Below are 24674 nucleotides of genomic sequence, written 5' to 3'. Positions count from 1 at the left end.
CAATGCCTCATGGCTACGGCAGCGTCACGGGTACAAAACACCCGATCAGATCAGGGCCGAGCAAAAAGCCCTTGAACCCGAAGCCGTCACGGGGGTTAAGATGGCGGCCTAACCAGCGCAACGCGCTGTCTCAGAACCGTGCCCCGGTACAGGCATTACCCTGAACGGGTTGAAAACGCCCCGTGCGCTGCGCAGGCAACGGCGGCAAATGTTTGATGCGAAGCAGAAAAAGCCGCCCCGAAGGGCGGCGCGGTCAGACCCCTGGTGCAAATCTCGTTACAGGGATCGCATCCGTGGGCTGCGATGGGCGCGGGCCGGCCCCAGCACCAGCTCGGTGATCGCCCAGACCAGCGCGTCGACCCGGTCGGGCGAGCCGCCCCCCTGGTAGCCCTGCGCCGTCATCTGGCACATCTGATCCTCCAGATCGCCCAGCCCGCGCAGATGCGCCACGCGCCCCTGTTCGTAAAGCGCGGCCACCGGCTCGGCCCGCGCCGCCTTGGACCTGCCCGCATGGACCGCCTTGTAGGGCACCGTATCGTCCAGCGACCGCACGATGCTTTCCACCATGGCCCCGCCCTGGTTGACCTCGGCCACCAACCGCTCGGCCCCGTGCCGGGCCATGGCGCGCAGGGCGGCGGCGGCCCAGCCCATGGGCGAACATCCCTGCACGCTGGCATCCTCCAGAACGTAGACGCGCCAGTCTTTCGGGGCGCCTCGGGTGCAGGCCCCGGCGACAATGATACCGCAGGTGTCGGCCTGCGCCCCCTGCCCCGCGGGCGGGTCCACGGCGACCACGATGCGGTCCAGCTCGGGCACCGCGTCCACCCGCGCGGCCTCCAGCCCCGCCGTGGACCAGAGCGCGCCCTCGACATCCGACAATAGCACGCCATCCAGTTCCTGCCGCCCCAGCCGGGTGCCGGCGTATTCGGCCATGACCTCCTCAAGGAAGGTATCGGCCAGATAGGCCCGGTTGGCCTCGGTCGGGGCATGGGTCTGCACCGTCGAGGGCCGCGCCAGCAGGTCGGTCAGCGCCCTGACCCGGCGCGGCGTGGTGGTCACGCAGGCGCGCGGCTGGCGGCCCAGCCGCAGCCCGAACTGCAGCATCGGCCAGACCGCGTCGGCCTTGGGCCACTTTGCCAGCTCATCGGCCCAGGCCGCATCGAACTGCGGGCCGCGCAGGCTCTCAGGGTCATGGGCGGAGAACACCCGCGCCGTCGCCCCGTTGGGCCAGACCAGCATCTGCCGCCCGGCGATCCACTTCGGGCGACGGTCGTCCGGCGTGCAGGCCAGCAGGCCGCTTTCGCCAAAGACCATGACCTCGCGCCTGGTCCATGGTCTCGCCGACCAGGGCGATGCGCCGCGCCGGGCCGGGGTCGCGCGGACGCGACCCCTCTACCATGGAGCGGACCCATTCGGCCCCGGCGCGGGTCTTGCCCGCGCCGCGCCCGCCCAGGATCACCCAGGTTCGCCAGTCTCCCGCAGGGGGCACTTGATGCCCCAGCGCCCAGAAGTCGAAGAGATACGGCAGCGCGCGCAGCTCAGTCGCCTTCATCTGCCTGAGGAAGGCCTTTCTCTCGGCAGCACCTGCGGATGCGAGCCAGTCTGCACCCGATCTCAAGTCGGACCCGCCTGACGTCGATCTCGCCGCTCTCAAGCCCGGTTCCGAACCTTTCATTGAACTGCGCCTCCAGTTTCTGGGCCTGCGCCAAGGCCGTCTCCAGCTGTTTCTGCTTGGTTGCCAGGTCCCTGACCTCGTCCAACCGGCCCGCCTGCAGATCGGCGAGGATGCGGTTGAGGGTCTCGTTGATGCTTCGATTGAGCTGCCTAGCCTCCTTGATACGTTCAGCAGCGATTTCCTGATCGGCGGGTTTGCCGCCGCGTTGGTTGCTCATAAGGGTCCACCCCACTGGTTGCTCCGCCCAGCGAGCGTGCGATGAAAACGGCCCCCGGGGGTTGGTCCCCGGGGGCCGTCAAAGCCTGTCCAGCATATGGAAAATCTACGTCAGACCGCGCGGTCCGTCAAAACTTGCGGCCCCGTGACCGGGCGTTGCGTTCATTGGGCCTGTTCGGCCTCCAGCGCACGGTAGGCCGCAACGTTGCGATTGTGCTCGGCCAGCGTGGTCGCGAAGTTGTGCCCGTCGCGCGGGTCCAGGGTCTTGGCCACGAAGTAGATGTAATCGGTCTCGGCCGGGTTCATCACCGCCTCGATGCTCCGCCGGCCCGGGTTGGCGATGGGTGTGGGCGGCAGCCCGTCGATCACATAGGTGTTGTAGGGGGTTTCGGCGCGCAGCTCGCTCTGGCGCAGGCCCCGGCCCAGCACGCCGCGCCCCTCGGTGAGGCCATAGATCACCGTCGGGTCGGTCTGAAGCCGCATCCCCCGCGCCAGCCGGTTCTCGAAGACGCTGGCCACCTGACGCACCTCGTCGTAGCCGCCGGTCTCCTTTTCCACGATCGAGGCCAGGATCAGCGCCTCTTGCGGGCTCTCCAGCGGCAGGCCCGCGTCACGCCCCGCCCAGGCCTCGGCCAGAATGCGCGCCTGCGCCTCCTGCATCCGGGCCAGCAGCGCCGCCGCCTCATCCCCGGGCGCAATCTGATAGCTGCCCGGCGCAAGGCTGCCCTCGTCGGGCACCGCGCCGATCTCGCCGTCCAGAAGCTCCAGCCCGTTCAGCCCGGTCATGACCTGCCAGCTTGTCACCCCTTCCGAGACGATGACGCGATACTGCGTGTCCGGGGCCCGGCGTTTCTCGGCGTAGATCGCCGGTTCGTCCTCGTCGCCCAGGTCGAACTGCGCCAGCTCTTCGTATGCGCGCGTCTCGGGGTTCAACTCGCGCACCTCGGTGCGCACCCGCGCCACCCCGATGCGGTGGACGATCTCGGTGCCGCAGGTGCTTTGGCCGCTGGCGGTCACGATCTCGATGATCTCTTGCATCGAGGCACGCTCGGGCACCAGGAAGGACCCGGCCTTGAGCTGGCCGGCCTTCTCGGAATAGTCGGCGCCGATGCGGAATATCGCCGGTTGCGTGATTGCACCGATCTCGGCCAGGTCCTCGCTGACCACGCGCATGTTGGACCCACGGTCGACCTGCAGGCAGATCGCGGTCTCCAAGGGGCCCTCGGCGCGGTACTCGCGGTTGCCCCAGCCGATCACCCCGGCCAGCAGGAACAGCAGCACGATCAGGAAGGTCAGCGCGTTGCTGGCGATATGTCGCCACATCTAGTCGGCCTTCCTGAACAGCACGCTCGCGTTGGTGCCACCGAAGCCAAAGGAGTTGGACAGTGCCACGTCGATCCGGCGCGCGACCTTCGCGTTGGCGGCCAGATCCAGCGGCGTCTCGACCGCGGGATCGTCCAGATTGATCGTCGGCGGCGCCACCTGATCGCGGATCGCGAGGATCGAGAAGATCGCCTCGATGGCCCCCGCCGCACCCAGCAGGTGCCCGGTCATCGACTTGGTCGAGGACATGGTGACCTTGCCCGCGTGATCGCCCAGCAGGCGTTCGACCGCGCCCAGTTCAATGGTATCGGCCATGGTGCTGGTGCCATGGGCGTTGATGTAGTCGAGGGCCTCCGGTTCCAGCCCCGCGTCCTCGAGTGCGGCCTGCATGGACCGGAACCCGCCTTCGCCATCCTCCGAGGGGGCGGTGATGTGATAGGCATCGCCGGTCAGGCCATAGCCGATCACCTCGGCATAGATTTTCGCGCCGCGCGCCTTGGCATGCTCGTAATCCTCCAGAACGACCATGCCAGCGCCCTCGCCCATGACGAAACCGTCGCGGTCGGTGTCATAGGGGCGGCTGGCCGCTTGCGGGTCATCCGGCCGCTTGGTCGACAGCGCCTTGCAGGCATTGAACCCGGCGATGCCGATCTCGCAGATCGCCGCCTCGGCCCCGCCCGCGATCATCACATCGGCCCGGCCCGCCTTGATCAGCTGCGTTGCGTCGCCGATGGCATGCGCCCCCGTCGAACAGGCCGTGACCACTGCATGGTTCGGCCCCTTGAAGCCGTGCCGGATGGCGATCTGCCCCGAGATCAGGTTGATCAGCGCCCCCGGCACGAAGAAGGGCGACACCCGGCGCGGCCCCTTTTCCTTCATCATGAGGGCGGTGTTGGCGATGGAATTGAGCCCGCCGATCCCCGAGCCCGTCAACACGCCGGTGCGCAGCAGCGCCTCTTCGGTCTCGGGCGTCCAGCGGGCATCCTTGACAGCCTGTTCGGCGGCAGCCATCGCGAAGAGGATGAAGGTATCGACCTTGCGGGCCTCCTTGGGCGCCATGTAGTGATCGGGGTTGAAGGTGCCGCCCGTGCCGTCGCCATAAGGCACTTCGCAGGCATAGGTGGTGACAAAGCCCTCGGGATCAAAGTTGGTGATCCGACCGGCGCCGCTCTCGCCCTCCAGAAGCCGCGTCCAGCTTTCTTCCACCCCGTCGGCCAACGGCGTGACAAGCCCCAATCCGGTTACCACTACTCGACGCATGCTCTGCCCCTCGACTTCCAGTTTCGTCGCAACCTGATAGCCCGGCCCGGGGGCGCGGGGCAAGGCCCACCGGCGTGATCGGCACCGCCGCGCCACCCGCGCAACCCCCGGCCGGGACACACGAAAAAGGGCGGCGCCGCGCGGCCCGCCCTTGTGCGATCTGCTTTGTCGCCTCCGCTGCGTCCGCTTTCCGGCGGGGCCTGCCTCAGCTGGCGTCGTTGATGAACTTGACCGCGTCACCGAAGGTCTGGATGGTCTCGGCGGCATCGTCGGGGATCTCGATGCCGAATTCCTCTTCAAAGGCCATCACCAGCTCGACGGTGTCAAGCGAGTCGGCGCCCAGGTCGTCGATGAAGGACGCACCCTCGACCACCTTGCCCTCTTCAACACCCAGGTGTTCCACAACGATCTTGCGGACGCGGTCTGCGACATCGCTCATGATAGTTCCTCACTTCGCTTCGGGGCTTTGCGCCCCCTGTTTGGGTTGCCCTCGCCGGGGTTGATGCGGCCGGGCGGCTCTTGCGGCCCTGCTCAAGGACCCGGACGGGCGGGCAAGGCACCCGGCCGCGAAAACTGTGCGGCCTATACCAGAGATTCTGCGCGACGCAAACGCTTTCGGATCCGCCCCGCGCGGCTCAGAACATGGCCATGCCGCCGTTGACGTGCAGCGTGGTTCCCGTGACGTAACCCGCCTCCTCGCTGGCCAGGTAGAGCACAGCCGCCGCGATCTCCTCGGGGGTGCCCATGCGCGCGGCGGGGATCTGCCCGTTGATCGCCGCCTTCTGGTCGTCGTTCAGCTTGTCGGTCATGGCCGTGGCGATGAAACCGGGGGCGACACAGTTCACGGTGATGCCGCGGGTGGCGACCTCCTGGGCGATGGACTTGGACAGCCCCACCATGCCGGCCTTGGCGGCGGCATAGTTGGCCTGGCCCGCGTTGCCAGTGGCGCCCACGACCGAGCTGATGTTGACGATGCGGCCCCAGCGGGCCTTCATCATCGGGCGAATGGCGGATTTGCACAGCCGCATGGTCGAGGTCAGGTTGACCTCCAACACGCTGTCCCAGTCCTCGTCGCTCATGCGCATGAACAGATTGTCGCGGGTGATCCCGGCATTGTTGACCAGGATATCGACACCGCCCATCGTCTCGCCCGCGCGCGCGACAAGCCCGTCGACCGCCGCGCGGTCGGACAGGTTGCAGGGCAGCACATGGGCGCGATCGCCCAGCGCCTCGGCCAGGTCCTGCAGGGGCGCCTCGCGGGTGCCCGAAAGGCCCACGGTGGCCCCGGCGGCATGCAGGGCGCGGGCAATGGCCCCGCCGATGCCGCCCGATGCGCCGGTGACCAGCGCGGTTTTTCCCGTCAGATCGAACATCTTTCTTCCTTTCTTCTGGGCCCCCGTCCGGGCACCCTAGCTGTCGAGCACCCCGGCCGCCGCCACGACTTCCTCGGGGGTGCCAACGGCGCGCGTGGCGACCGAGCGGTCGATGCGCTTGATCATCCCCGACAGGGCCTTGCCCGCGCCAATCTCCCAGGCCTCGGTCACGCCCTGCCCGGCCATCCAGGCCACGCTCTCGCGCCAGCGCACCGAGCCGGTAACCTGTGCCACCAGCAATTCGCGGATCTCGTCGGGATCGCGCACCGCCTCGGCCCGCACATTGGCCACCAGCGGCACCTTTGGCGCGGCGATCTCGACCTCGGCCAGGGCCTCGGCCATGCGGTCGGCGGCCGGTTGCATCAGGCGACAGTGGAACGGCGCGCTCACGGGCAGCAGCATGGCCCGCTTGGCGCCCTTTTCCTTGGCGATCTCGACGGCACGCGCGACCGCGGTCTTGTGGCCTGAAACCACCACCTGGCCGGGGTCGTTGTCATTGGCGGCCTGGCAGACCTCACCCTGGGCAGCGGCCTCGGCCACTGCCGTGGCGGTCGCGAAATCCAGCCCCAGCAGCGCGGCCATGGCGCCCTCGCCCACCGGCACCGCCTGCTGCATGGCCTCGCCGCGAATGCGCAGAAGCCGGGCGGTGTCGGCGATGCTCAGCGCGCCCGCCGCGGCCAGCGCGGAATACTCGCCCAGACTGTGCCCGGCGACGTAGTCCGCCGCCCCGACGGTCACGCCCTCGGCCTCCAGCGCCCGCATCGCCGCCAGCGAGGTCGCCATGAGCGCGGGCTGGGCATTGCGGGTCAGGGTCAACTCGGCGATCTCGCCATCCCAGATGAGCGCCGAAAGCGCCTCGCCCAGGGCCGCGTCGACCTCTTCAAAAACGGCGCGCGCCGCCGGATAGGTCTCGGCCAGCGTCTGGCCCATGCCGATGGCCTGGGCGCCCTGGCCCGGAAATACGAATGCCCGCATCGTGGTGCTGTCCCGTTTGATCTCGTTCCCCCCGTGGCCTAGCCGAACCGGCCGGGCGGCACAAGAAACCAGACATCAGCCACGACCGCGGCCAGGAGACGTTCGCACCCCGCGCCCGGGCTTGATCCCCGGCACGCAAGATGTATAAGGCGCCATCCTTCCGCGTTGACTTGATGACCAGCGCAGCCTCTCGTGGGACGGGTGCGGAAGGCGCACTGCCCGCCCTTTGAAATGCGCCGAAACATGAATGGAGTGCACATGCCGCTTTACGAGCATGTCTTGATCGCGCGTCAGGATCTGTCCAACGCGCAGGCCGAAAGCCTTGTCGAACATTTTGGAACCGTCCTTTCGGACAACGGCGGCACGCTCGTCGATTCCGAATACTGGGGCGTCAAGACGATGGCCTACAAGATCAAGAAAAACCGCAAGGGCCACTACGCCATGATGCGGACCGATGCCCCGGCACCGGCCGTTCAGGAGATGGAGCGCCTGATGCGCCTGCATGACGACGTGATGCGCGTGATGACCATCAAGGTCGACGCGCACGAGGACGGCCCCTCGGTGCAGATGCAGAAACGCGACGAACGTCGCGAGCGCCGTTAATCCACCGCATCAGGAAAGGACCCTAAACCATGGCCGCAAAACCGTTTTTCCGCCGCCGCAAGACCGATCCCTTCGAGGGCGAGAACGCCCCCAGGATCGACTATAAGGATACCAAGCTTCTGCAGCGCTACATTTCCGAGCGCGGCAAGATCGTTCCCAGCCGCATCACGGCCGTGGGCGCCAAGAATCAGCGCAAGCTGGCCCAGGCCATCAAGCGCGCCCGGTTCTTGGCCCTGCTGCCCTATTCGGTCAAGTAAGGAGACCCGCACCAATGGATATCATCCTGCTCGAACGCGTCGCCAAACTGGGCCAGATGGGCGAAGTCGTCTCCGTCAAGGAAGGCTACGCGCGCAACTACCTGCTGCCCCAGCGCAAGGCCCTGCGTGCCAACGAGGTCAACATGAAGGCCTTCGAGGACCAGAAGGCCCAGCTCGAGGCGCGCAACCTCGAAACTAAGAAAGAGGCCGAGGCGCTGGCCGCCAAGCTCGACGGGGCCACGTTCGTCGTGATTCGCGCCGCTTCGGACGGCGGGTCGCTCTACGGGTCCGTCTCGCCGCGCGACATCGAACGCGAGGCCAAGGCGGAGGGCTACGACATCGACCGCAAGCAGGTCGTCATCGGTGACCCCATCAAGGACCTGGGCCTGCGCGATGTGACCATCCACCTGCACCCCGAGGTCGAAGCGACTGTCACCCTCAACGTGGCGCGCTCGCCCGAAGAGGCCGAGGTCCAGGCCTCGGGCAAGTCCATCCAGCAGATCGCCGCCGAGGAAGAAGCCGCCGCCGAGTTCGAGATCCAGGAGCTGTTCGACGACATCGGCGCTTCGCAGCTCGACGAGCTCGAAGAGGGCCCCTCGGGCCTTGTCGAGACCCCCGAGGAGGGCGAGGACAGCGACAACCGCTGAGCCTGTCTCGACAACTCACAGACACCAGAACCGCCCGTGGCCCCGGCCGCGGGCGGTTTCTTTTGTGATCGGACCGCAGAGGCCGGCATGACGCGCCGAACGCAAAAAGGGCCGCCCGAGGGCGGCCCTTCCGATCAACGGTGCACCGTCGCTTATTCGTCTTCCAGCGCCTCGACGGCCTTTTGCAGGTCGTCCTTGGTGACCTCTTTCTCGGTCACATCGGCCTTTTCGAGGATCAGATCGACGACCTTGTCCTCGAACAGGGGCGCGCGGATCTGCTGCTGCATCTGCTGGTTCTGCTGCACGAACTCGAAGAACTGGCGTTCCTGGCCCGGATACTGGCGCGCCTGTTCCATCACCGCCTGGGTGAACTCGCTGTCCGAGACCTGCACCTCCTCGGCCTGGCCGACCTCGGCCAGGTAAAGGCCCAGCTTGACCCGGCGGCGGGCCAGGGCGGTGTGCTCCTCGGTGGGCTCGATCTCGGGGTGATCGTGGCCCTCGACCTCGGGGTTTTCCTCGTGCCACAATTGATGCGCGATCTGCTTGGCCTCGGTCTCGAGCAGCCCTTCGGGCAGCTCGAAATCCACCGCCTTGTCCAGCTCGTCGAGCAGGGCGCGCTTGGCCACGGCCCGCGCTGCACTTCCGAATTCGCTTTCTAGCCGCTCGCGGATCTGGCTCTTGAGCGAGTCAAGATCCTCGGCGCCGTACTGCGTGGCCAGTTCGTCGTTGATCTCGGCCTTGGCGGGGGCCTTGACCGCCTTGATGGTGCAGTCGAAGGTCGCGGCCTTGCCGGCCAGGTGCTCGGCGCCGTAGTCCTCTGGGAAGGTGACCTCGACGGTCTTCTCCTCGCCGGCTGTCACGCCGACGATCTGCTCTTCGAAGCCGGGGATGAACTGCCCCGAGCCCAGCACCAGCGCGAAATCCTCGGACGCGCCGCCCTCGAAGGCCTCACCGTCGATCTTGCCGACGAAGTCGAAGACCACCTGGTCACCGTCCTGCGCCGCCGCTCCGGCCTCGCGGTCCTCGAAGTTCTGGGCACTCTCTGCGAGGTTTTCCAGCGCCTCGGTCACGTCGGCCTCGGTGGGCGTGACGACCATGCGCTCCAGATTGATCTGGCCGAAGTCCACATCGGGCACGTCGGGCAGGCGTTCATAGGTCATCTTGACCTTGACGTCCTGACCCTCTTTCCAGTTTTCGCCGTCGACCATCTCGACCGCCGGCTGCGCGGCGGGCTTGTCGCCGGTGTCCTCGAAGTGCTGCGACATGGCACCGTCGACGGCCTCCTGCATGGCCTCGCCCAGCACGCGCTCGCCGAACTGCTTTTTCAGCAGCGGCAGCGGCACCTTGCCCTTGCGGAACCCCTTCATTTCCACCTCGGGCTGGGCTTCGACCAGCTTGTCGGTGACCTTCTGGTCCAATTCGTCGGCGGTGACGGTGATTTCGTAGCCGCGCTTGAGACCTTCGTTAAGCGTTTCGGTGACCTGCATGTCGTCCTTATCCATAGCATGGGGGCCGCGGAGGCGTCCGCGGCGGTCAAAATCATTGGCCTTCTAGGGGTCACATCGACCGCGTGCAAGGGGGACTGCCCACCTGCGCGCGCGATCACGCAGGCGGCCAGGCGGGCGGAGGACCACAGGGCCGGGCGCAAGCGCGGCCGTGTGTTTCGTCATCGCAGCCTGACCGTCGGCCGCCCTCAGGGCCGGTGGGCCCGTCATGCGCAATCAGCCCGGGCCTCTGCAAAGGACAGAAGCCTGCCGCGCTGTTCGTCCCACAGGTGCAGCCGCGCACAGCGAAAGCTTTGCCAAAGCGTAATCCGCTTGGAGCGCGCCAGCAGGTCGTGATCCCGGATCACCTCGCCAAGACGGTAGAAGGGGATGCGGCTGGCCAGGTGATGCACGTGGTGAACGCCGATATTGCCCGTGATCCAGCGCAGGATGCCGGGCAGCGCATAGTGCGAGCTTCCGTGCAGGGCGGCCTCCTGGATATTCCAGTCGTCCTCGTGGTTCCAGCTGGTGTCCTCGAACTGGTGCTGGACGTAGAAGAACCACATCCCCGAGATCGCCGCCAGAAACATGGTCGGCAGGAACACGAAGAGCAGGACATCCCAACCGCCCAGCCAGACGATCACGGCAAGCACGAACCCGATGGCGGCATTGGTGCCCATCGCGCTCAGCCAGTAGCGCCAGCCGGAGCGCATCAGGTGGACAGGCAGCCGGTTCTGCAGAAAGAAGGTATAGAAGGGCACCACCCCGAACATGACAACCGGATTGCGCAGCAGGCGGTAAAGCGCCCGGCCGAGCCATCCCTTTTCGCGGTATTCCTGGACCGTCAGCGTGGGGATGTCCCCGACGCCCCGCCGGTCGAGGTTGCCGGTCGTGGCGTGGTGGATCGCATGGGTCCGGCGCCAGACGGCATAGGGTGTCAGCGTCAGCACCCCGAGCCCGCGTCCGATCCAGTCGCACAGGCGCCGGTCGCGGAACAACGAACCGTGCCCGCAGTCGTGCTGGATCATGAACAGGCGCACAAGGAAGGCCGCGTTCGCCAGTGCCAGGGCCATGGCCAGCAGCATGCTGATCGAGACTAGCCACCACGCCACGGCCCAGATCGCGACGAAGGGCACCAGCGTGACGGTCAATTCGAACAGGCTGCGCGCGGGGAGGGGCTGGCGGTAGGCCGCCAGTGTCCGGGTCCAGTCCGAGGGCCGCAGCGCGGTTTCGCCCGGCGCGTCGGGGCCCTGCGCGGTCCGCGTGGTCTGGTGAGCCGGGCCAAGGTCGGTCGGCCCCTCACCCTGTCGGGTCGCGAAAGTCATTGTGCGCGTCCTCTCCTTTCTCTCGTCGAGGTTCTCAGTCTGGCGGCCTGCGAACGGAGTTGCCGCCGGCGATGATTCGGTTGATAATTCCCGCAACGGCCCGGTGCGCATCCGCTTCGGCCTCGGTGCCGGCGGCGTTCTCGTGTGTCGCCGCGGCATCGCGGAGTATCCCCATGATCTCGTGCTCGGGCAGCAGCGCGCGGTCGTTCATGGCAAGCATGAGCGCCTCGCAGATCGAGAGGGCAGCCATGCCGGCATGGTCTGTTTGAACGGGCATCGTGGGGCTCCTTGATCCTTGCGGCGAAACGGCCGTCTGCCGGCCGACTCCTTATTGATGCCCCCGTTGTGGCAGGAAATGCGCTATGATGGGCTGATCCAGAGCAGTCGCTGCATCAGAATTTTTGCCCAACCCCAGCATCGGGGATGGCGACAAGGAAAAGGCCCATGACCACCACGGCAAACAGCCCGCTCACGCGAAAGCTCTCGAGTTTCGTCACCTTGTCCGAGGCCGAACTCCAGGTGCTGGAGCGACTGCACCAGCGGCGCCGGTCCTTTCCGGCCGGGCGCGACCTCGTGCATGAGGGGCAGTCGGGGCAGGCCGCCTACATCCTGTCGGACGGCTGGGTGTGCTCTTACAAGATCCAGCCTGACGGGACACGCCAGATCGTAGATTTCCAGGTTCCCGGCGATTTCCTGGGGCTGCGCAGTGTCCTGCTGCGCACCTCGGATCACAGCTTCGAGACGATCGTCGACAGCCAGGCCGCCGAGGTCATGTCGGCGGACCTGTTGCAAGCCTTCGATCAGACGCCACGGCTTGCGACGGCCATTCTCTGGGCCGCCTCGCGGGACGAGGCCATGGTCGTGGAACATCTCGTCAATATCGGGCGGCGCGACGCCGAGGCCCGCATGGCGCATTTCCTGCTGGAACTGGGGTCGCGCCTGGCGCTGGTCGGCCTGGGTGGCAAGGCGGGATACGACTGCCCGCTGACGCAGTACCACCTTGCAGATGCCCTGGGCCTGAGCGCGGTCCACGTGAACCGCGTCCTGCGGCAGCTACGTGAAAACGGGCTGGTCACCGTCCGGGAGGGGCGCGTCACCTTTCACGACCCTGACCGGCTTGCCGAGCTTGCCGAGTTCGACCCGGCCTATCTGGATCAGAACGGCCCGCTGCTGACCTGAAAGCCGTAGCTGCGGGGCAGGACAAGGCCTGTTCGCGCGCAGCACCCCGCATCCGCCACGCGGAGTCGGTCACGCAGCCTTTGACTGCCCGCATCTCCGCACCTTGCTGGGACAGGCGTCATCGGCGGGACGGTGGTACCCTCTCCCGAAAGGCGGGCGGCTGGTGCGCCAGGCGCAGCCATTCACCCTCCTGCGTCGGATCGGTCGATCCCCTGCCGTCAGCGCCCGTGGGACAGAATCCTGCGCCACCTCGCGCGCCGCGGTCTCGGGCGCGCCGGGGATCAGCGATGTCCACAACCGACGCGGGCGGTCGTCAGGTACACGGCTTCCCGGACCGTTTGCCAAGTCGCCCTACGGCGCATGGTTCTTGAGCGTGTCGCGCGCATTCGCATCCACGCGATCCGCTCTCAAAAAAATCGACTGCCGCTTTTTCCCGAGGTGCGTTCAGGGCCGGTGGTCAGCGCCGTGGTCAAGACCCTCTTGCCGAGGCCGACCGCGATCAGCACCATGCCCCTCTCGGCGACTGCGCGCCATCGCCTGTCGTCCAACACCTGGCGCGAGAGTCCCGACCGGCCGCCCCCGGGCTCCCAGACGGCCCGTCCGGGCTGCTTCCGCATCACGTCACTCCAGCAAATGACGGCCGCGCGTCGCCGTGGCGCGCGATACAGCAGGCTGCCGGACCGCAGGCCCCTACCCCGGTTCGCGCGCCACGAAATCGATCAAGGCCGACCGCCCCGAATGCCCACGGCCCTCGTCCACGTCGCGGTCATAGCCGGCCAGCCGTTCGATCTTCCAGCCGGGGAAGGCGTCACGCAGCAGGCCTTCGGTATACATGTTGTCCCGGCTTGGCGGCCCGCCAGTGCCATAATCCACCTGCTCGGGCCGATAGCCATGCAGCACCAGCCGCCCGCCCGGGCGCAGGGCCCTGGCCATGTCGGCGAACTGGCCGGGCCTGTCGTCGGGGCCCATGAACTGCACGAAAATACCGACCACCAGGTCATATTGCCGATTCCAGTCGAAACCGGCCCAATCGCTGACCCGCGTGTCGATCCGCACGCCCGCCGCGGCGGCCAGCGCCTCGGCCCGGTCCACCGCGGTCTGCGACACGTCGAAGGCCGCGACATCCAGCCCCTGCCCGGCCAGGAAGACCGAGTTGCGCCCCTCGCCATCGGCCACGCAAAGCGCGCTTTCCATCCCCTGCCAGAGCCAGGGATTTTCCGTCAGGAAGGCCGCAGGCGCACGCCCGAACAGGTAGTCGCCCTCGGCACTGTAACGCTCCTCCCACATCAGGACACCGGCATCCGCTGCTCGGCGATCCCGGCCCACCAGGAACAGCCCGCCGGGATCGTCTCGTCGTTGAAATCGTATTCCGGGTGATGCACCATAGCCGTATCGCCATTGCCCACAAGGATGTAGGCACCGGGCCGCTCCTCCAGCATATAGGCGAAATCCTCGGCCCCCATCACCAGCGGCGCCTCATCGCATTGCCCCGCGACCGCGCGCGCGACGCCGGCCGCGAAGTCCGTCTGCTCGGGCGCATTGACCATGACCGGATAGCCCTTGTGATAGACCACCTCGGCCCGCGCGCAAAAGACCGCCGCCGTGCGCTGGGCGATCTCGATCAGCCGCTCTTCGACCTGGGCCCGCACCGCGCGATCCAGCGTGCGCACCGTGCCGCGCAGGCGCACCTCCTGCGGGATCACGTTGTAGGCCGTGCTCGCGGTCTCCATCGCCGTGACCGAGACCACCGCCTGTTCCACCGGATCGACCGCGCGCGACACGATGGTCTGCAGCGCCAGCACGGTCTGCGCGGCCACCACCGATGGATCCACCGTGTCATGGGGCTTGGCCGCATGGCCGCCCTTGCCGGTAATGGTGATGTCGAATTCGTCGGTCGCAGCAAAAAAGCCCCCCGCCCGGATCGCGAAGCTGCCCACGGGCCGGCCCGGCCAGTTGTGCATACCGTAAACCTCCTGGATGCCCCAGCGGGTCATCAACCCGTCATCACACATGACCTTGCCGCCGCCACCGCCCTCTTCGGCGGGCTGGAAGATCACCACCACCGTGCCGTCGAAATTGCGCGTCTCGGCCAGATAGCACGCCGCGCCCAGCAGCATGGCCGTGTGCCCGTCATGCCCGCAGGCATGCATCCTGCCCGGCACCGTCGAGGCATGCGCCGCACCCGTCCGTTCCTCGATGGGCAGGGCGTCCATGTCCGCACGCAGGCCCACCACCCGGCCCGACCCCGTCTCGCGGCCCTTGATCACGCCCACGACGCCGGTCCGGCCCACCGCCTCGATCACCTCGTCGCACCCGAAGGCGCGCAGCTTGTCAGCCACGATCCCGGCGGTGCGATGGGTGTCGAACATCAGTTCGGGGTTCTCGTGCAGATCGCGCCGCCAGGCGGTGATCTCGGGCAGCATCTCGGCAAATCGGTTCTTGACGGGCATCGGGCCTCTCCTTCGTTTGCGGCAAACCTGATACGCCCCCACCCCGATGACAAGCCCGGGCCTCTTCTGGCCGCAAATATCCCGGGGTGAATGCCGCAAAGCAGAGGGGCAGCGCCCCTGGCCCGAGGCGGCGCCGGCGGCGACGCCGAGACATCCTGCGTGGCGCAGCCACGCCGCCCTGCCACCGTGCCGGGACCGGCTAGGGCGACCGATCACTCCATCGTCTTGCGGACTCGCTGCACGAGCGCCCAGACCGCGACCACCACCGGCAGCGTGACCAGCGCCCCCAGCATGGGCTTGTCCAGACCCACCTGCCCACCCAAGGGCCCCAGCAGGAAAAGCACCAGATTGACGGCGTAGTAACTGATCGCCACCACCGACAGCCCCTCGACCGTCTTTTGCAGACGCAATTGCAGGTCGGCACGACGGTCCATGCTTTCCAGCAACACCTTGTTCTCGCGCGACAGCTGCACGTCGACGCGGGTCCGCAACAGGTCAGAGGCCCGCAGCGCCCGGGCCGACATTGCCTCCAGCCGGTCCTTGGTCGAGGCCACGGTCCGCATCGCCGGATCGAACCGGCGCATCATGAATTCCGCGAAGGTCTGCCGGCCGTTGAACCGCGCCTCGCGCAGCACCTGCAGGCGCTGGTTGACAATGGTCTCGTAGGCGCCCGTGGCCCCGAAGCGGAACGCGGCGGCCGTGGAGAGATCCTCCAACTCGCCCGAGACCTGCAGCAGCTGGCGCAGGGTGCTTTCGGTATCGCCCGAGCCTGCGCCGCTCAACTCGCTCGTCAGGGCACTGAGCCGCCCGTCCAGGCCCGCCAACTTGCCCGACAGATCCTTCGAACTGAAAAACCCGAGCATCGCCATGGCCTTGTAGGTCTCGATCTCGCAGAGCCGCTGAATCACGCGGCCCACGCGGCGCGCGCCCGTGCGCCGCCGCGCGAAAACGGCAAAGCGCATGTGTCCGCCGGGGTCGATCCGAAAATCCGCCGCCGTGACGGCGGCATCATCCAGAACCCGGCTCACCGCCAGGCTGTCGGCGACGAACCAGTCGGCCAGCTTCTCGGGAATCCCCTCGTCCCCCTCTTGCACCTCGACCCGGATCAGCGCCGAGGTCACGCGCACGCCGGGGGCCGCCGCCAGCCAGTCCTCGGGGAAGACGGCGAAGGTGCGCGCGTCGAAGGGGGCTTCCGACACGCCCTCGCCGAAGATGGTATAGGTGACGAACTCGGTGTGGCTTTCCCACTTCAGGTGATACTTGCCGATCTGGCCGAAGTAGTGCGTCGCATCCTCTTCGGGGTGCGGGGCGGCATAGCGATCCAGCAGCGCCTTGAGGTGGGCAAGGTCTGCCCCCCGATCGCGCTGTGCCGCGTTCTGGGCGGGCTTGAGCGCGAGGAAGGCCGCCCGGCAAGGCGCCTCGATCTGGGGAAAGGGCCGCGCGTGCAGCTCATTGGCCACCGCAAAGCGCAAGGGATGTTCCTGGAGTCCGGTCATGGTCGTCCTGTTTCTTGTCTGGGTCGCCTGCCCGCAGCATAGGCCAGCGCCGCGCGATGGAAAAGGGCAAAACCCTTCAATAACAATGTGTTAGATGGATACGACCGTATACCGGGCACCGCGTGCGCCGAAGGCCTTGATATCCCCCGGACTTTTCGTCGAAAACAAACGGGGCGCGCACCCTGCCAGCGCCGCGCCCCGTGGCGGTCGGGCGGCACCCCAAGGGGGCAGACAGCCCCGGATCAAGCGGTTATCACCTGTGCCATGCTGATCCTGTTCAACAAGCCCATGGGCGTCCTGTGCCAGTTCACGGACGCGAAATCTCCGACCACACGCCCGACCCTGTCGGGCTTTGGCCTGCCGGCCGGGGTCTATCCCGCCGGAAGGCTGGACCGCGACAGCGAGGGGTTGTTGCTGCTGACCGATGACGGCCGCCAGCAGGCCCGCATCGCCGACCCCAAGTCCAAGACGTCCAAGACCTATCTGGTGCAGGTCGAGGGTGTCCCGACCGAGGCCGACCTCGAGCCGCTGCGCCACGGCGTCACGCTCAAGGACGGGCCGACACGGCCCGCGACGGCCCGCCGGATCAACCCGCCTGCGATCTGGACGCGCGACCCGCCGGTACGGATTCGCAAATCGGTGCCCGACAGCTGGATCGAGATCACCCTGACCGAGGGGCGCAACCGGCAGGTCCGCCGCATGACCGCCCATATCGGCTTTCCCACGTTGCGGCTGGTGCGCTGGCGCATCGGCCCCCATGCGCTGGACGCGCTGGCGCCCGGCGAATGGCGGCAAGCCGACAGGAGCTGAGCTGGCACACGGCCATCATCCCCGGCCCAAAATCATCCGCCAAGCCCCGACTCCGCAGAGCACCCCACCCCCGAGCGCGATGCCAAGGCCGGTCATGGGATCGAGCACCACGGAGAGCGCCGCACCACCTCCCGATAGCATCATGCCCGCCAGTGTGGCCAAAAGCCAGGCGCCAGACTGTCCTGTCCCACGCGCCGCTTGTCGTGGCGTCTGGCGGCGCACGATGCGCAGAATGGCGAAAACCAGTAGCGCCACCGCCCCCACGAGGATCAGAATGCCGATCAGTGGGCGCGCAGATGCAAGCGCGGCGCCGATCGCAACCAGAGCCGCCCCGATGGCAACAAGGGGCATGACGTCGGTATCGTCATCCTGATCGACCATGACACGCGCCTGCCATCCCACCGGCCCGAGTCGCAACCCCGGCCGGACGGAACGGCCAGCGAGCCCCCCGGCCCCGCCTCAAAAGGAAAGGGCCGACCCGCAGGACGGCCCCTTGATGATCGGCCTCGCGCGCGGTCCTAGTCGATCAGGCCCAGCAGCTTGTCGACCGAGCCCTTCGCATCACCGTAGAACATACGCGTGTTCTCCTTGAAGAACAGCGGGTTCTCGATCCCGGAATAGCCCGTGCCCTGGCCGCGCTTCGAGACGAAGACCTGCTTCGCCTTCCAGACCTCCAGCACCGGCATCCCGGCGATGGGGCTGTTGGGGTCGTCCTGCGCGGCGGGATTCACGATGTCGTTCGACCCGATCACGATGACAACGTCCGTCTCGGGGAAATCCTCGTTGATCTCGTCCATCTCCAGCACGATGTCATAGGGCACCTTGGCCTCGGCCAGAAGCACGTTCATGTGCCCCGGCAGCCGCCCGGCGACGGGGTGGATGGCAAAGCGCACATCCTTGCCCTTGCCGCGCAGCTTGCGGGTCAGATCGCTGACGGCGTTCTGCGCCTGCGCCACGGCCATGCCGTAACCGGGCACGATGATGACGCTGTCGGCCTCGTCTAGGGCCGCGGCCACACCTTCGGCCTCGATGGCGATCTGCTCGCCCTCGACCTCCATCTGTGCGCCCGCTGGGCCGCCGAAGCCGCCCAGGATGACGCTGATGAAGGATCGGTTCATGGCCTTGCACATGATGTAGGACAGGATCGCCCCCGAGGAGCCCACAAGCGCGCCCACCACGATCAACAGGTCGTTGCCGAGGCTGAAGCCGATCGCGGCGGCCGCCCAGCCCGAGTAGGAGTTGAGCATCGAGACGACGACGGGCATGTCGGCGCCGCCGATCCCCATGATCAGATGATAGCCCACGAAGAGCGCGGCCAGCGTCATGATGACCAGCGACAGCAGCCCGCCGGTGTTGAGATACCACACCAGGCAGATCACCGCGATCAGCGCGGCGCCCGCATTGAGCATGTGCCCGCCGGGCAGTTTCTCGGCCTTCGAGGAAACCTTGCCCGCCAGCTTGCCGAAGGCAATGACCGAGCCGGTGAAGGTCACCGCCCCGATCAGGATGCCGAGGTAGAGTTCGACCCGCAGAATATTGACCTCGACAGCCGTCTTCTTGGCGACGATGGCGGCGAAGCCGCGGAAGCCCTCGGCCGTTTCTTTGGCCGCGCCCGCCAGCGCGCCGTACTCGGGCTGCGGGAAGGGCAGGTCGACGGCGGCATAGGCCGCGGCCACGCGGCCGATCTCGAAATGCGCGTTGAAGCCCACGAAGACCGCCGCAAGGCCCACCAGAGAATGCATGGCGGCGACAAGCTGGGGCATCTCGGTCATCTGCACGCGCTGTGCGACATAGACGCCGATCGCGCCGCCCGCGCCGATCAGCACCAGCGAAAGCAGCCAGAAGCCCGCCCCCGGTCCGATCAGCGTGGCCACGATGGCCAGCGCCATGCCCGCGATGCCGTACCAGACCGCGCGCTTGGCGCTTTCCTGGCCCGACAGCCCGCCCAGGCTGAGAATGAAGAGAACAGCGGCGACCGCATAGGCCGCGATGGTGAATCCGAAGTCCATTGTCCGCTCCCCTTCAGGATTTCTGGAACATGGCGAGCATGCGCCGGGTGACGAGGAAACCGCCGAAGATGTTGATCCCGGCCATGAAGATCGAGACCGCCGCCAGCAGGATCACCAGCCAACTGCCCGCGCCGACCTGCATCAGCGCGCCCAGGATGATGATCGACGAGATCGCGTTGGTCACGGCCATCAGCGGCGTGTGCAGCGAATGCGCCACGCCCCAGATCACCTGGAAGCCCACGAAGACCGCCAGCACGAAGACGATGAAGTGCTGCATGAAGCTGGCCGGCGCATAGAGGCCCGCCAGCAGGATCAGCGCCCCGCCGGTACCCAGCAGGGTGACCTGGTTGCGCGTCTGCGCCTTGAAGGCGGCGACCTCGGCGGCGCGCTTTTCCTCCGGGGTCGGCTCCTTGACCTCGGGTTTCTTCTGCGCCGCGATGGCCTGCACCTTGGGCGGGGGCGGCGGATAGGTGATCTCGCCGCCATGGGTCACGGTGGCGCCGCGGATCACATCATCCTCCATGTCATGCGCGACCTGGCCATCCTTTTCGGGGGTCAAGTCGGTCATCATGTGGCGGATGTTGGTGGCGTAGAGGTTGGAGCTCTGCGTTGCCATGCGGCTGGGGAAGTCGGTGTAGCCGATGATCGTGACACCGTTGTCGGTGACGACCTTTTCGTCCTTCACCGTGCCCTCGACGTTGCCGCCGCGCTCGGCGGCCAGGTCGACGATGACGGACCCCGGCTTCATGGCCTTGACCATGTCCTCGGTCCACAGCTTGGGCGCCTCGCGGCCCGGGATCAGGGCTGTGGTGATGACGATGTCCATCTCCGGGGCAAGCTCGCGGAACTTGGCCAGCTGCGCCTCGCGGAATTCCGGGCTGGAGGGGGCGGCATAGCCGCCACTGGCCGCGCCGTCCTGCTGCTCTTCCTCGAAATCGAGAAAGACGAACTCGGCGCCCATGGACTCGACCTGTTCGGCCACCTCGGGGCGCACGTCGAAGGCATGGGTGACAGCACCAAGCGAGGTCGAGGCGCCGATGGCCGCCAGACCGGCGACACCGGCCCCCACGACCAGCACCTTGGCCGGCGGCACCTTGCCCGCCGCCGTGATCTGGCCGGTGAAGAAACGCCCGAAGTTGTTGCCGGCCTCCATCACCGCGCGGTAGCCCGCGACATTGGCCATGGACGACAGGGCGTCCATCTTCTGCGCGCGGCTGATCCGCGGCACCATCTCCATGGCGATCACGTTCGCGCCCTTCGAGCGCGCCAGTTCAAGGCCCTGCTCGTTCTCGGCGGGATTGAAGAAGGAAATCAGCGTCTGCCCCTCGCGCAGGCGCTTGAGTTCCGCCTCTGTCGGAATGCGGACCTTGGCCACGATGTCCGCGGCTTTCCACAGGGCGGCGCCGGTTTTGACGACCTCGACCCCGGCCTCCTTGTAGTCCGCGTCCGCATAGCCTGCGGCCGCCCCGGCCTTGGTTTCGATCACGCAGTCATAACCGAGCTTTTGCAGGTCCTTGGCCGAGGCCGGGGTCATCGCGACCCGGTTCTCGCCCTCCATGATTTCCTTAGGTGCACCGATTTTCACGGGCCAATCCCCCTTTTCCTTAAGGCAGTCACCTGTGCCTATCGCGCGCAACAAAATTTCTCAAGCCGATGCGGCACGGCCGTTCCATTTCCGACAATTCGCCTCACCCGTCACAGCCAACGGCGGGTTTTCTGGGTGTAGCGGAAGAAGTCCTGCCGGAACTTGCGGCGCAGGCGTTTTTCCTCGGGCAGAATGAAGCGGCGCTCGATGATCCAGACGAAAACCGGCACCAGCGGCAGCGCCACGGGCACGTCCCAATAAAGGATCAACCCCGCCAGCACCAGAACGTCGCCGAGGTAGATGGGGTTGCGCGTGCGCTTGAAAATGCCCGTCTGCACCAGCCGTTCGGCCTCCATGTGCGGAATCACCGTGGTCTTCTGGCGCCGCATTTCGGCCACGGCCAGGGCCATGAGCACCAGCCCCGCCCCCAGCAGCAGTCCGCCGGGCAGGCCGATCCAGTCACCACCGAATGTCAGGCCGAAGGGCCGCCACTGGCCCGACCGCCAGGCCGCGGCCAGGGCAAGCGCAAGCCAGACCGGCGGTATGTCGATCCAGCGCAGCGGGCTCATGCCGTGGCGCCCGATCGCATGGCAGGTCTGCCACGTCCCATCGGAAGCGGGCCGGGCGCGGCCCTCGGCGCGCGTGGCAGATATCGACGGGCAGATCGGGGCATATCGGTCCTCGCGAGATGGACGGTGCAATTGCCGCGGTATCCCATTTGCGTCCCGCACTGTCGAGGCACCATGGACACCGGGGACCCATGGCTACCGAGAAACAACCCGACGTCCGACTTCCCGGCGGCAACGACAAGCCCGGCGAGGTGGATCGGCTGGCGGCCCCGGGCGCAGGCGGCACGACCGATTTGCCCCCTACGCGGTGGGCAACGCCGGGCGGGCCTGGCCCGCCCAGGCGCGACAGGCCGCGCCGAAGGCCTCGAAGAGCGGACGCGAGACCGGGTCCTGGTCGGCGTTCCATTCCGGGTGCCACTGGACCGAGAGCGTGAAGCCCGGCGCATCGCGGACATAGAGCGCCTCGGGCGTGCCGTCGGGGGCATGCCCGTCGATGACGATCCGTCCGCCCGGCGCCTTGATCCCCTGCCCGTGCAGCGTGTTCGTCAACACCTGCTGCGCGCCGAAAAGCCGTGCAAAAGGGCCGGCCTCGCTCAGTGTCACGATGTGGCGCAGGGCGAATTTCTCCTCCAGCGTGCCGTCGGGCGGCATGCGGTGATTGTCGCGCCCGGGCAGGTCGCGGATTTCCGGGTGCAGCGTGCCGCCCATGGCAACGTTGACCTCTTGAAAGCCGCGGCAAAGGCCCATGACGGGCTGGCCCCGCTCGACGCAGGCGCGCACCAGCGGCAGGGCGATGGCGTCGCGGCCCCGGTCGAAGGTGCCATGGGCCTCGGTCTCGGGTTCGCCGTATTCCTCGGGGTGGACATTCGGCCGCCCCCCGGTCAGCAGGAAGCCGTCGCAGGTGTCCAGCAGGTCCTCCACCCGGACCAGCCCCGGATCGGGCGGGATGATCAGCGGCAGGCAATCGGCCACCTGCGACACGGCGGTCGAGTTCATCGTCCCCGCCGCATGGGCCGGGTACTCGTCGTTGATCAGGTGCGCATTGCCGATGATGCCGACGACCGGTCGAGCCATGTCTTTATCCCCATTGTTCTAGACTGTAGATATGGTCATAGGTCGCGGTTGCAAAGCCGCGCGACCCTGCGCCAGCGCACAGGCCGGATGACAGACCCGGCAGACTGGCCGCAGGCAACGAAGACGTGAGGGCGGCACGACCATGAAACCCGATCTTCATGCCCAGGAGGTCTTGCGGGACCCGGCACCGCTGATCGACGACTTGCAGCGGCAGGGGCGGCTGGTCCGCTTGAAGCTGCCGATTCTCGGCCCGGTCTGGGCCACCACGACCCATGCCGACAGCCACCAGGTGCTGGGCGATGCCGACACCTTCTGCCGCAATCCCGTGACGGCCGGAAACCCGCCGCCCGAGCGGTTCTTCTGGTGGGCGCCGCGCTTCATCCACCCGCTGTTTCGCAATGTCACCATGCTGGACGGCGCGGAACATGCCCGGCTGCGGCGCCTGGCGGCACCGGGCTTTTCCAGCATCGGCATCGACCGGGTGCGCCCCAAGCTGGAACAGATCGTCGAAACGCTGCTGGACGCCTTGCCCACCGACTGGCCGGTCGATCTTGTGACGCACTACAATCGCCGCCTTCCGCTGCTGGCCATCTGCGAGGTGCTGGGCATTCCCGAGGCCGACCGCGCGCGGGTGATCCGCTGGGTCACGCCCGTGGGATCGGTGGCCAGCGTGCCGGGGTTCTTCCGCGCGGTGCCGGGGCTGTGGCGCCTGTCGCGCCACTTCCGCGCGGATTTCGAGCGGATACGCCAAGCGGGCGGGCGTGAGGGGCTGATCGGCGACCTGGTGCAGGTGCATGACGGCGATCCCGAGACCCTCTCGGACGATGAATTGCTGGCCATGGTCGTCGCGCTGTTCATCGGGGGCTTCGACACCACGACGCATCTGATCGGCAACGCCATCTCGACCCTGCTGCAGGCGCCCGACCTGCGCGCCGATCTCCAGGCCCGGCCCGAGGCCTGGCCGCGCTTCATCGAAGAGGTCATGCGGTTTCATTCCCCGGTGATGTTCACCAATGCCTTTCACGTCACCCGGCCCGTGACGCTGGGCGGGCAGGCCCTGCAACGCGGCGACCGGGTCGTCCCATTGCTGATCGCGGCCAACCGCGACGGCGCACAGGCCCCCTGCCCGCATGCCTTCGAGGCCGACCGCAAGCCCAACCGGCACATCGGCTTCGGCTATGGCAGCCATATCTGCATGGGGATGCAACTGGCCCGGACCGAGGCACAGATCGCCACCCGCGCGCTTTTCGACCGCTTCCCCGATGCGCAGTTGACCGAACCGGCCGAGGGTCTGCCGATGCTCAAGCGGCTGGGCCTGCGCGGCACGGCGCGGCTGCCCGTCAGGCTTGCCCCTTGATGACCTTGCCCGCGCGGCGGCAGCGTTGCGAGCAATAGCGCACGTTATCCCAATCCTTGGCCCATTTGCGGCGCCAGCTGAAAGGCCGCCCGCAACTGGCGCAGGTCTTTTGCGGCAGGTCCGACTTGCGGCGCATACGGGCCATCACAGGTCCAGCTTCATCTGGCGTGCGTCGGATTTGGCCTGTTTGCGGCGCGGGGCGCGGTCATTGACGAAGCGCCCGGCGCGGTCCTTGCGGCTGGCGTGCTTGTCCACGATCCGCATGGCCTCGCCGCGGAAGGCTGCGCCCTGGCGCACCGCCCAGACCTTTTCGCGCGCGGCCCGCGCCGCCTGCGCGACATCGACCACGGGCGCGGGGTAATCCAGCCGGCCTGCCCCCTCCCAGCGCCAGGGTTCCTGCAACAGGGCATCCGGCACCGGGGCCAGTTCCGGTACCCAGGCCCGCGTGAAGGCGCCGGTCGGGTCCTGGTCGTGGCCCTGCTTGACGGGGTTGTAGATGCGCAGGGTGTTCATGCCTGTCGTCCCCGACTGCATCTGCACCTGGGACCAGTGGATTCCTGGTTCATAGTCGGTGAAGAGCCGCGCCAGGTGTTCCCCGGTGGCCCGCCAGTCCAGCCACAAGTGATAGGAGGCCACCGCCATGACCATCGACCGCATGCGGAAATTCAGCCAGCCCGTGTGGATCAGCGACCGCATGCAGGCATCGACGAAGGGCAGGCCGGTGCGCCCCTCGGCCCAGGCGGCGCGCACGTCGGGATCGTCGCCGCGCAGGCCCTCGTAGGCGGAATGCAGGCAGTGCCACTCCAGCGCAGGCTCATCCTCCAGCTTTTGCATGAAGTGATCGCGCCAAGCCAGGCGGCTTTGAAACGATTTCAAGGACCCCGCCCAGCCGTCGCGGCGCCCGGCCGTCGAGGAAGGCGGACACGATGTCGGGATTCTCGGCGATGAAATCCGCCGGCCCGCTGGTCACGTCGAAGACGAGGATTCCCAGCTCTTCCTTCTCGGCG

25 protein-coding genes and 2 pseudogenes are annotated in these 24674 nt (G+C 67.3%); 6 read left to right on the top strand and 21 right to left on the bottom strand.

Annotated features, from left to right (window positions below):
* Positions 1–276: 276 nt before the first annotated feature.
* The 7 genes and pseudogenes from ACH107_RS15570 to fabD all read right to left on the bottom strand — a co-directional run bounded on the left by ACH107_RS15570 (position 277) and on the right by fabD (position 6822).
* Positions 277–1552 (bottom strand): annotated as a pseudogene (locus tag ACH107_RS15570) (DNA-packaging protein).
* Positions 1539–1892 (bottom strand): hypothetical protein, encoded by a 354-nt coding sequence (locus ACH107_RS15565; protein WP_412506613.1) that lies wholly within the window; start codon positions 1890–1892, stop codon positions 1539–1541. Before ACH107_RS15565 ends, ACH107_RS15570 begins: the two are co-directional and overlap by 14 nt.
* A 161-nt stretch (positions 1893–2053) precedes the next feature.
* Positions 2054–3214: an endolytic transglycosylase MltG gene (gene mltG / locus ACH107_RS15560; protein ID WP_412506612.1), complete on the bottom strand. Its 1161-nt coding sequence runs from the start codon at positions 3212–3214 to the stop codon at positions 2054–2056.
* On the bottom strand, positions 3215–4474 hold the full coding sequence (gene fabF, locus ACH107_RS15555) for a beta-ketoacyl-ACP synthase II (protein WP_412506611.1): 1260 nt from the start codon (positions 4472–4474) through the stop codon (positions 3215–3217).
* Between the two features lie 205 nt (positions 4475–4679).
* Complete coding sequence (locus tag ACH107_RS15550) at positions 4680–4913, bottom strand: acyl carrier protein (protein WP_109386520.1); 234 nt, start codon at positions 4911–4913, stop codon at positions 4680–4682.
* A 196-nt stretch (positions 4914–5109) separates the two neighbouring features.
* Positions 5110–5847 (bottom strand): 3-oxoacyl-[acyl-carrier-protein] reductase, encoded by a 738-nt coding sequence (fabG, locus tag ACH107_RS15545; RefSeq protein ID WP_310690533.1) that lies wholly within the window; start codon positions 5845–5847, stop codon positions 5110–5112.
* A 36-nt stretch (positions 5848–5883) separates the two neighbouring features.
* Positions 5884–6822 (bottom strand): ACP S-malonyltransferase, encoded by a 939-nt coding sequence (gene fabD, locus ACH107_RS15540; protein ID WP_310690534.1) that lies wholly within the window; start codon positions 6820–6822, stop codon positions 5884–5886.
* A 258-nt stretch (positions 6823–7080) separates the two neighbouring features.
* Between fabD and rpsF the strand changes: the two genes are divergently transcribed.
* Genes rpsF through rplI form a run of 3 tightly spaced genes read left to right on the top strand, consistent with a single transcriptional unit; the run spans position 7081 to position 8329 of the window.
* Entirely contained in the window at positions 7081–7425 is a 345-nt protein-coding gene (gene rpsF, locus ACH107_RS15535) for a 30S ribosomal protein S6 (protein ID WP_310690593.1), read from the top strand.
* A gap of 29 nt (positions 7426–7454) precedes the next feature.
* Positions 7455–7682 (top strand): 30S ribosomal protein S18, encoded by a 228-nt coding sequence (gene rpsR / locus ACH107_RS15530; RefSeq protein WP_310690535.1) that lies wholly within the window; start codon positions 7455–7457, stop codon positions 7680–7682.
* A gap of 14 nt (positions 7683–7696) precedes the next feature.
* Positions 7697–8329, top strand: coding sequence for a 50S ribosomal protein L9 (rplI, locus tag ACH107_RS15525; RefSeq protein WP_412506610.1), 633 nt, complete (start codon positions 7697–7699; stop codon positions 8327–8329).
* A 152-nt stretch (positions 8330–8481) separates the two neighbouring features.
* On the opposite strand, the gene tig is transcribed toward rplI, so the two are convergent.
* From tig to ACH107_RS15510, 3 genes are all read right to left on the bottom strand, one after another.
* On the bottom strand, positions 8482–9816 hold the full coding sequence (gene tig / locus ACH107_RS15520) for a trigger factor (protein WP_412506614.1): 1335 nt from the start codon (positions 9814–9816) through the stop codon (positions 8482–8484).
* A gap of 224 nt (positions 9817–10040) precedes the next feature.
* The gene (locus ACH107_RS15515; protein WP_412506609.1) at positions 10041–11138 is read right to left on the bottom strand and encodes a fatty acid desaturase; all 1098 of its coding nucleotides are present in this window, start codon (positions 11136–11138) and stop codon (positions 10041–10043) included.
* Between the two features lie 34 nt (positions 11139–11172).
* Positions 11173–11415: a hypothetical protein gene (locus ACH107_RS15510; RefSeq protein WP_310690538.1), complete on the bottom strand. Its 243-nt coding sequence runs from the start codon at positions 11413–11415 to the stop codon at positions 11173–11175.
* Between the two features lie 167 nt (positions 11416–11582).
* On the opposite strand from ACH107_RS15510, the gene ACH107_RS15505 reads away from it, so the two are divergent.
* Positions 11583–12317, top strand: a complete 735-nt coding sequence (locus ACH107_RS15505; RefSeq protein ID WP_310690539.1) for a Crp/Fnr family transcriptional regulator — start codon at positions 11583–11585, stop codon at positions 12315–12317.
* Between the two features lie 690 nt (positions 12318–13007).
* Here ACH107_RS15505 and ACH107_RS15500 read toward each other — a convergent pair.
* The 3 genes from ACH107_RS15500 to ACH107_RS15490 form a co-directional block, all read right to left on the bottom strand.
* Complete coding sequence (locus tag ACH107_RS15500; RefSeq protein ID WP_310690540.1) at positions 13008–13604, bottom strand: SAM-dependent methyltransferase; 597 nt, start codon at positions 13602–13604, stop codon at positions 13008–13010.
* The gene (locus ACH107_RS15495; RefSeq protein WP_412506608.1) at positions 13604–14767 is read right to left on the bottom strand and encodes a M20 aminoacylase family protein; all 1164 of its coding nucleotides are present in this window, start codon (positions 14765–14767) and stop codon (positions 13604–13606) included. Before ACH107_RS15495 ends, ACH107_RS15500 begins: the two co-directional genes overlap by 1 nt.
* A 212-nt stretch (positions 14768–14979) precedes the next feature.
* Complete coding sequence (locus ACH107_RS15490) at positions 14980–16263, bottom strand: DUF3422 domain-containing protein (RefSeq protein ID WP_310690542.1); 1284 nt, start codon at positions 16261–16263, stop codon at positions 14980–14982.
* 264 nt (positions 16264–16527) lie between these two features.
* Between ACH107_RS15490 and ACH107_RS15485 the strand changes: the two genes are divergently transcribed.
* Positions 16528–17073: a pseudouridine synthase gene (locus ACH107_RS15485; RefSeq protein ID WP_412506607.1), complete on the top strand. Its 546-nt coding sequence runs from the start codon at positions 16528–16530 to the stop codon at positions 17071–17073.
* A gap of 15 nt (positions 17074–17088) precedes the next feature.
* On the opposite strand, the gene ACH107_RS15480 is transcribed toward ACH107_RS15485, so the two are convergent.
* From ACH107_RS15480 to ACH107_RS15460, 5 genes are all read right to left on the bottom strand, one after another.
* Entirely contained in the window at positions 17089–17454 is a 366-nt protein-coding gene (locus ACH107_RS15480) for a hypothetical protein (protein ID WP_412506606.1), read from the bottom strand.
* Between the two features lie 137 nt (positions 17455–17591).
* On the bottom strand, positions 17592–19082 hold the full coding sequence (locus ACH107_RS15475; protein ID WP_310690545.1) for an NAD(P)(+) transhydrogenase (Re/Si-specific) subunit beta: 1491 nt from the start codon (positions 19080–19082) through the stop codon (positions 17592–17594).
* Positions 19083–19095: 13 nt separating this feature from the next.
* A complete protein-coding gene (locus ACH107_RS15470; RefSeq protein ID WP_310690546.1) occupies positions 19096–20667 on the bottom strand; it encodes a Re/Si-specific NAD(P)(+) transhydrogenase subunit alpha in 1572 nt (523 codons plus the stop codon).
* 110 nt (positions 20668–20777) lie between these two features.
* The gene (locus tag ACH107_RS15465; protein ID WP_310690595.1) at positions 20778–21227 is read right to left on the bottom strand and encodes an isoprenylcysteine carboxylmethyltransferase family protein; all 450 of its coding nucleotides are present in this window, start codon (positions 21225–21227) and stop codon (positions 20778–20780) included.
* A 309-nt stretch (positions 21228–21536) separates the two neighbouring features.
* Positions 21537–22310 carry a gamma-glutamyl-gamma-aminobutyrate hydrolase family protein gene (locus ACH107_RS15460; protein ID WP_310690547.1) on the bottom strand — a complete coding sequence of 258 codons (774 nt, stop codon included), beginning with the start codon at positions 22308–22310 and terminating at the stop codon, positions 21537–21539.
* Positions 22311–22452: 142 nt separating this feature from the next.
* On the opposite strand from ACH107_RS15460, the gene ACH107_RS15455 reads away from it, so the two are divergent.
* Positions 22453–23667 carry a cytochrome P450 gene (locus ACH107_RS15455; protein WP_310690548.1) on the top strand — a complete coding sequence of 405 codons (1215 nt, stop codon included), beginning with the start codon at positions 22453–22455 and terminating at the stop codon, positions 23665–23667.
* On the opposite strand, the gene ACH107_RS15450 is transcribed toward ACH107_RS15455, so the two are convergent.
* From ACH107_RS15450 to ACH107_RS15440, 3 genes and pseudogenes are all read right to left on the bottom strand, one after another.
* On the bottom strand, positions 23651–23812 hold the full coding sequence (locus tag ACH107_RS15450) for a DUF2256 domain-containing protein (protein WP_412506605.1): 162 nt from the start codon (positions 23810–23812) through the stop codon (positions 23651–23653). The two genes, ACH107_RS15455 and ACH107_RS15450, sit on opposite strands and share 17 nt — an antisense overlap.
* Positions 23812–24501 (bottom strand): FAD-binding domain-containing protein, encoded by a 690-nt coding sequence (locus ACH107_RS15445; protein ID WP_412506604.1) that lies wholly within the window; start codon positions 24499–24501, stop codon positions 23812–23814. The genes ACH107_RS15450 and ACH107_RS15445 overlap by 1 nt, the downstream gene beginning before the upstream one ends.
* Positions 24482–24674 (bottom strand): annotated as a pseudogene (locus tag ACH107_RS15440) (hypothetical protein); the annotation flags it as partial. The pseudogene ACH107_RS15440 and the gene ACH107_RS15445, both read right to left, overlap by 20 nt.

The organism is Roseovarius halophilus (ex Wu et al. 2025) (assembly GCF_047086965.1).
The sequence above is the reverse complement of the archived record's forward strand: the minus strand, read 5'-3'. Positions and strand labels throughout refer to the sequence as shown.